General features: G+C 59.3%; 6 protein-coding genes. 5 read left to right on the top strand and 1 reads right to left on the bottom strand.

Going from position 1 to position 6,821, the window contains the following annotated elements:
• On the bottom strand, nt 1-463 hold a 463-nt coding region (locus C9413_RS25410), incomplete at its 3' end, for a response regulator (protein ID WP_170251062.1).
• Between the two features lie 207 nt (nt 464-670).
• Here C9413_RS25410 and C9413_RS25405 point away from each other — a divergent pair.
• From C9413_RS25405 to C9413_RS25385, 5 genes are all read left to right on the top strand, one after another.
• The gene (locus C9413_RS25405) at nt 671-2,524 is read left to right on the top strand and encodes a M3 family oligoendopeptidase (protein ID WP_039846069.1); all 1,854 of its coding nucleotides are present in this window, start codon (nt 671-673) and stop codon (nt 2,522-2,524) included.
• A 288-nt stretch (nt 2,525-2,812) separates the two neighbouring features.
• On the top strand, nt 2,813-3,973 hold the full coding sequence (locus tag C9413_RS25400) for an aminodeoxychorismate synthase component I (RefSeq protein ID WP_039846989.1): 1,161 nt from the start codon (nt 2,813-2,815) through the stop codon (nt 3,971-3,973).
• A complete protein-coding gene (locus tag C9413_RS25395) occupies nt 3,970-4,596 on the top strand; it encodes an aminotransferase class IV family protein (protein ID WP_039846071.1) in 627 nt (208 codons plus the stop codon). The genes C9413_RS25400 and C9413_RS25395 overlap by 4 nt, the downstream gene beginning before the upstream one ends.
• Nucleotides 4,597-4,684: 88 nt before the next feature.
• Nucleotides 4,685-4,969 carry a YciI family protein gene (locus C9413_RS25390; RefSeq protein ID WP_039846072.1) on the top strand — a complete coding sequence of 95 codons (285 nt, stop codon included), beginning with the start codon at nt 4,685-4,687 and terminating at the stop codon, nt 4,967-4,969.
• Between the two features lie 209 nt (nt 4,970-5,178).
• A complete protein-coding gene (locus C9413_RS25385) occupies nt 5,179-6,633 on the top strand; it encodes a homospermidine synthase (protein ID WP_039846073.1) in 1,455 nt (484 codons plus the stop codon).
• Nucleotides 6,634-6,821 lie beyond the last annotated feature (188 nt).

The following is a 6,821-nucleotide window of genomic DNA, read 5'->3' as shown; positions in this document are numbered from 1 at the left end:
AAACAATGTCGTCGAAGCCGACGAGGCCGGAGCGCGAACGGCGGCCCGAGCGGGCCCGCACTTCACGCTGGTCCAGCTTCATTGCATTGGCGATCGAGGTTGCGATGCGCTCCGGTGAAACGGGCTTGACCACGAAATCGAAGGCGCCGGCACGCATGGCCTGCACTACCGTTTCAATGCCGCCCTGCCCGGTCTGCACGATCACCGGGATCTGCGTGCCGAGTTCATGGAGCGCTTCGAGGAATTCGAGGCCGGTCATTTCCGGCATCATCAGGTCGAGAAGGATGACATTGAACAGACCACTGTCACGCTTGACCATCTCCAGGCCGATGCGGCCGTTCTCAGCCTGATGGACGACATGCCCGTGGCGCTCGATTGCGTTCTTCAGCAGACGGCGTTGTACCGGGTCGTCCTCGACCACGAGAATCTGCCCTGCACCCTTGAGCTCACTATAACCGGTCATTGTCGCCTCACTTCATGCGAAACCTGCGGGCACTCTGGCAGAAAGGCTTGAACATCCAGTTTTGAGAAATAATTGCATTTTAACGATTGTGGCGATACCGAATCCGTATCGAAGCGGGGCCTCCAGCATCCCGAAAGCCCCTTGATACGGGGCCTTCCGGCGCTTAGACAGTCAGACCTGTTCGAAATGAGGAAGAGGAACCAAGCCATGAATTTCGTGCTCCCCGGCGCCGGTCTTAATTTTTCGGCAACAGTTGCCTCGGCCGCGGCTGATCCGGCGCTCGGCGACCTCCCGATCTGGAAGCTGCAGGATCTCTACCCTTCCGCCACCTCGACCGCCTTCACCAGCGACATGGAAAAGGCGGGCCGCAACGCGCTCGCCTTCGAGGAAAAATGGAAAGGCAAACTTGCCGATGCGGCGGCCCAAATAGGCGCTGGAGGCATCGGCGAGGCGCTGAAGGAATACGAGGCGCTGGACGATCTCATCGGCCGTCTCGGCTCTTTTGCCGGCCTCACCTATTTCTCGGATACGACCAACCCGGTCAACGGCAAGCTCTACGGCGACGTCCAGGCGAAGATCACCGAATTCTCCGGCCACCTTCTCTTCTTCGCGCTGGAGCTGAACCGCATCGACGACGCGGTGATGGATGCATGCATGGCAAACGACCCTGAGGCCGGCCATTACCGCCCCTGGCTGATCGACCTGCGAAAGGACAAGCCCTACCAGCTGGAAGACAAGCTGGAACAGCTCTTTCTCGAAAAGTCGATGACGAGTGCGGCTGCGTTCAATCGCCTCTTCGACGAGACCATGGCCGAGCTCCGCTACAATATCGACGGCGAGAAGGTGCCGCTCGAAGTCGCGCTCAATCTTTTGCAGGACAAGGATCCGGAAGCGCGCCGCAAGGCGGCAATGGCGCTCGCCGAAACCTTCAAGGCGAATATCCGCACCTTCACGTTGATCACCAATACGCTTGCCAAGGACAAGGATATTTCCGATCGCTGGCGCGGCTTCGAGGATATCGCCGACAGCCGTCATCTGGCAAACCGCGTCGAGCGCGACGTGGTCGATGCGCTGGCAGCTGCCGTCAAGCAGGCCTATCCGCGCCTGTCGCACCGCTATTACAAGATGAAGGCGAAGTGGCTCGGAATGGACCAGATGAATTTCTGGGACCGCAATGCGCCCTTGCCGGAAACCTCCAATGCAGTGATTTCCTGGGGCGAAGCGAAGGACACCGTTCTTTCGGCCTACGGCAATTTCGCGCCGGAAATGGCAGCCATCGCCAAGCGCTTCTTCGACGAGCAGTGGATCGACGCGCCCGTGCGTCCCGGAAAGGCGCCCGGCGCCTTCTCTCACCCCACGGTTCCCTCAGCGCACCCCTATGTGCTGGTCAACTACATGGGCAAACCGCGGGATGTCATGACGCTTGCCCATGAACTCGGCCACGGCGTTCATCAGGTGCTGGCGGGCGCACAGGGCGCGCTGATGTGCCAGACCCCGCTGACGCTTGCCGAAACCGCATCCGTCTTCGGCGAGATGCTGACCTTCCGCGCACTGCTTGACAAGACGACGGACAAGCGCGAGCGCAAGGCGATGCTCGCCCAAAAGGTCGAAGACATGATCAACACCGTCGTGCGCCAGATCGCCTTTTACGAATTCGAACGCGAGCTTCACACGGCCCGCAAGGCAGGCGAACTGACCGCCGAGGATATCGGCGAACTCTGGCTTTCGGTTCAGTCGGAAAGCCTCGGTCCGGCGATCAGGATCTCCGAGGGATACGAGACCTACTGGGCCTATATCCCCCACTTCATCCACTCGCCCTTCTATGTCTACGCCTATGCCTTCGGAGACTGCCTGGTGAACTCGCTCTATGCCGTCTACCGGAAAGCCGACAAGGACTTCCAGGACAAATATTTCGAGCTTCTCAGGGCCGGCGGCACCAAGCATCACTCTGAACTCCTGAAGCCTTTCGGCCTCGACGCCACCGATCCGTCGTTCTGGAGCAAGGGCCTGTCGATGATTGAGGGGCTGATCGATGAATTGGAAGCGCTTGATAAGGCTTAAGACGCAACTCAAGGTCAGGGGCTAGCCGAAGGCCCTGACCTTGAGCTTCGGCCGTCGGTGCAAGCAGCCAGGCATTGCGCAACGCTTACGAGGAACGATGAAGGTAATCCCTTCTCCCTCATTCCCGTGCTTGTCACAGGAATCCAGTGGGCCCAAGGCCTTGGGCGCGGGAGACTCTTTGAAACGAAAAAAGTCATTCGCGACGCGGATGCGCCGGGACTGGAACCCTGTGACAAGCACGGGAATGAGGAAATCGGGGGCGACCGATCTCAGCAAATGGGAGCGCGGATGACAATTTCTCGGTCTTGCATCCTCTTCCGCGACGACACGACCGGCGAAGTCATGCTCTTCGCCGATCCCGCCGAGATCATCATCGCCCGGACGCGTGCCGAATTCTTCGCCGGCCTCGCACGGATGGAGACGGCCAAGACGGAAGGAAAGTGGCTGGCAGGATATCTGTCTTACGAAGCGGGCTATCTCTTCGAGGAAAAACTCGCAGGCTTCGTGCAAGAGAACAGGCAGACGCCATTGCTCTGCTTCGGCATCTTCGACGCCCCAAAGAAGGATGGGCATCCGCTCGCGCAGCCGAAACAGCGTCTCGACAACGAGGAATTCCTAAAAGCGCCCAAAGCCGCTTGGGCATTCCCCGCATACAAAGAGCGCTTCGAGCGATTGCATCGTTATCTGCGCCAGGGCGATTGCTATCAAGCAAACCTCACCATGCCCATCGAAGCACGTTGGAATGGAGATCCGCGCGCGGCCTTCTGGTCGCTGATTGAACGTCAGCCGGTGAAATACGGTGCGCTGATCGATCTCGGCGGCCCCGTCATCCTGTCCCGCTCTCCCGAGCTCTTCTTCCGGACGGACGAGGAAGGCTGGATCGAGACGCATCCGATGAAAGGCACCGCCAAGCGCGGCGCCGATGCGGCCGAAGATGAAGCCATTGTCGCGGCGATGCGGCACGATATGAAGACACAGGCGGAAAACCGGATGATCGTCGACCTGCTTCGCAACGACATCTCGCGCATCACGAAGGTCGGTACGCTCGATGTTCCGAAGCTCTTCGAGATCGAGACCTACCCCACACTGCACCAAATGGTAAGCCATGTGCAGGCGAAACTTCTTCTTGACCTTTCCATCCTCGATATCTTCGCCGCCCTCTTCCCTTGCGGCTCGATCACCGGCGCACCGAAGCTCAGCGCCATGCACATCCTGCATGAACTCGAAGACACGCCACGCGACGCCTACTGCGGCGCGATCGGCATGATCTCTCCGGCAGGCGCCATGCGCTTTTCGGTTGCGATCCGCACGATCAGCCTTTTTGACGATGGCAAGGCAATCTTCAATGTCGGTGGCGGCATCGTCTTCGATTCCACTGCGGAAGCCGAATATGAAGAATGCCTTCTCAAGGCGCGCTTTGCGATCGGTGACCAGGAAATCGCGCGATGAGCGACTTCTCGCTGATTGAGACATTGCGGTTCGAACCGGGGACCGGCTTCATGCGCCTGCGGCTTCATCTTGCCCGTCTGACGCGCTCGGCCCGGCGGATCGGCTTTGCCGAGCCGCGACATGCGCTCGATGAGCTCAATGCCTCCGTCCAAGGCGCGACGGGCGCTCTGCGCATCCGGCTGACCTTCGATGCGCAGGGCCGCATAGAAGTCACGACCGCGCCTTTCACACCGCTTGCGCCAGGCACGGTGTGGAGCATCCGCATCGCTTCGACCCGCCTCGACAGCGCCGACAAGCTGCTGCGGATCAAGACCACCCGCCGCACGGTCTACGAAGCCGCCCGCGCCGAATACACGCCGCAGCAGGCGGACGAAGTGCTAATGCTGAACGAACGCGGTGACGTCTGCGAAGGCACGATCACTTCAGTCTTCCTCGGCGATGCTTCCGGCATCCTTCGCACCCCGCCGATTTCCTGCGGCCTGCTCGCTGGCGTGCTGCGCACCGACTTGATCTGTCAGCGCAAAGCCCGCGTCGGTCGCATCCGCCTGGACGATTTGCACAACGCCCAGATCTACGTTGGAAATTCGCTTCGCGGCCTCATCCCCGCACGGCTTGTCATCTAAGCCGCGCAACTCCTCAAAAGAAGATGGATGGCAACGTTCCAATCGAATATTCAACAGGTTCGCAACTATAGGGCGGAAGGATTTTGCCATGTTCATACTGGCGCTCACCTATGTGAAGCCGAACGAAGAGGCCGATAAGCACATGGAGCCGCATATGGCCTGGGTCAAGGAAGGCTATGCCAAAGGCTGGTTCCTTGCTTCCGGCCGCAAGGTTCCCCGCACCGGCGGCGTCATCCTCGCTATCGGCAGTCGTGCCGAGATCGAGACCTGTGTCGCCGCCGATCCATTCATAGTTCACGGCATTGCAAGATATGAGATCACAGAAGTCGCGGTGACGACGGTGGCCGCCGGGCTGGATATCCTGAAAAACTAGAGTCTCTTACAAAGGGGCTGACGCTGCACAGGGCCGACCTCGTTGCGGAGCTTGCCCATGTTCGCTCGCTGATAAATCCATTTCCGGCCCAAACGCTCTTTATTGTGACGCCGATTTATGGTTAGAGCCGGTCACCTCGCATTTCTCGCGCCATTGCAGAAGAATTCTTAAAGGTTCATCGCCTTCGTCACCTTCCATAGGAGAAAAGAATGACGGAACAGACCCACCCGGTATATGCCGAAATTACCGGTCCGATCGTGATGATCGGCTTTGGCTCCATCGGCCGCGGCACGCTGCCGCTGATCGAGCGCCACTTCAAATTCGACAAGAGCCGGATGGTTGTCATCGACCCGCGTGACGAGCCGGCCGACATGGAGATCCTGAAGAAGTACGGTGTCCTCCACATCAAAGAATACGTGACGAAGGACAACTACAAGGATCTCCTGAAGCCGCTTCTGACCAAAGGCGGCGGTCAAGGCTTCTGCGTCAATCTCTCGGTCGATACCGGCTCGCTCGACATCATGAAGCTCTGCCGCAAGCTCGACGTACTCTATATCGACACCGTCGTGGAACCCTGGCTCGGCTTCTATTTCGACAAGAACATGAAGAACGCCGATCGCACCAATTATGCGCTGCGCGAAACCGTCCGCAAGGAAAAGGCGAAGAACCCTGGCGGTGCTACCGCCGTTTCCACCTGCGGCGCAAACCCGGGCATGGTGTCCTGGTTCGTCAAGCAGGCGCTCGTCAACCTCGCCAACGAAATCGGCGTGAAGTTCGACGAGCCGGATCAGCACGACCGTGAAGGCTGGGCGAAGCTGATGAAGAAGGTCGGCGTCAAGGGCATCCACATTGCCGAACGCGACACGCAGCGCACCAAGCATCCGAAGCCGCTCAACGTCTTTTGGAATACCTGGTCGGTCGAAGGCTTCATCTCCGAAGGCATGCAGCCCGCAGAGCTCGGTTGGGGTACCCATGAAAACTGGATGCCGAAGAACGCCAAGAAGCAGAAGAAGGGCTGCAAGGCCGCGATCTATCTCGAGCAGCCGGGCGCCAATACCCGCGTGCGCACCTGGTGCCCGACGCCTGGTCCGCAATATGGTTTCCTTGTCACTCACAACGAGTCGATTTCGATCGCCGATTATTTCACGGTCCGCGACAAGGATGGCGAAGTCACGTTCCGCCCGACCTGCCACTATGCCTACCATCCGGCCAACGACGCGATCCTGTCGCTGCATGAGATGTTCGGTAACGGCGGCACGTCGCAGCCGGTCCACCACGTTCTCGACGAAGACGAGCTGGAGGACGGCATCGACGAACTCGGTGTGCTCCTCTACGGCCACGAGAAGAACGCCTATTGGTTCGGCTCGCGCCTGTCGCTCGAAGAAACCCGCCGCATCGCGCCCTATCAGAATGCGACCGGCCTGCAGGTGACCTCTGCGGTTCTCGCAGGCATGGTCTGGGCGCTCGAACATCCGAAGGCTGGTATCGTCGAAGCCGACGAGATCGACTACAAGCGCTGCCTAGAAGTGCAGCTGCCTTATCTCGGCCCGGTCGAAGGTCACTACACCGACTGGACGCCGCTTAATGGTCGCCCGGGCCTCTTCCCGGAAGACATCGACACCAAGGATCCCTGGCAGTTCAAGAACATCCTGGTTCGTTCGTAACCGGGCATTCAAATGCGCATCGATGCCCGCCGAAATGCGGGCATTTTTGTAACGCCTGCCGCGTAATTTCGCTTCATCGTTGCAGGAGGCTTGCCATGGCGGCGGGCTCGCGCCATGTTTTTCGAGAATTTCGCGGATAGAGTCCGCTCCGAATCGCCGGGAGAACCATATGACGTTCAGAAACATTC

It is taken from the genome of Rhizobium sp. SEMIA 4085 (genome assembly GCF_013004495.1).
GTDB classification, from domain to species: Bacteria; Pseudomonadota; Alphaproteobacteria; order Rhizobiales; family Rhizobiaceae; genus Rhizobium; species Rhizobium gallicum.
Note: the sequence above shows the minus strand (reverse complement) of the source record. Positions and strands in the feature narration are given on the sequence as shown.

Bases quoted from the DNA above. Each gene is read 5' to 3' on its own strand.
- C9413_RS25390 (WP_039846072.1), top strand. From the start codon at position 4,685: ATGTTCATACTGGCGCTCACCTATGTGAAGCCGAACGAAGAGGCCGAT.
- C9413_RS25400 (WP_039846989.1), top strand. From the start codon at position 2,813: ATGACAATTTCTCGGTCTTGCATCCTCTTCCGCGACGACACGACCGGC.
- C9413_RS25395 (WP_039846071.1), top strand. From the start codon at position 3,970: ATGAGCGACTTCTCGCTGATTGAGACATTGCGGTTCGAACCGGGGACC.
- C9413_RS25405 (WP_039846069.1), top strand. From the start codon at position 671: ATGAATTTCGTGCTCCCCGGCGCCGGTCTTAATTTTTCGGCAACAGTT.
- C9413_RS25385 (WP_039846073.1), top strand. From the start codon at position 5,179: ATGACGGAACAGACCCACCCGGTATATGCCGAAATTACCGGTCCGATC.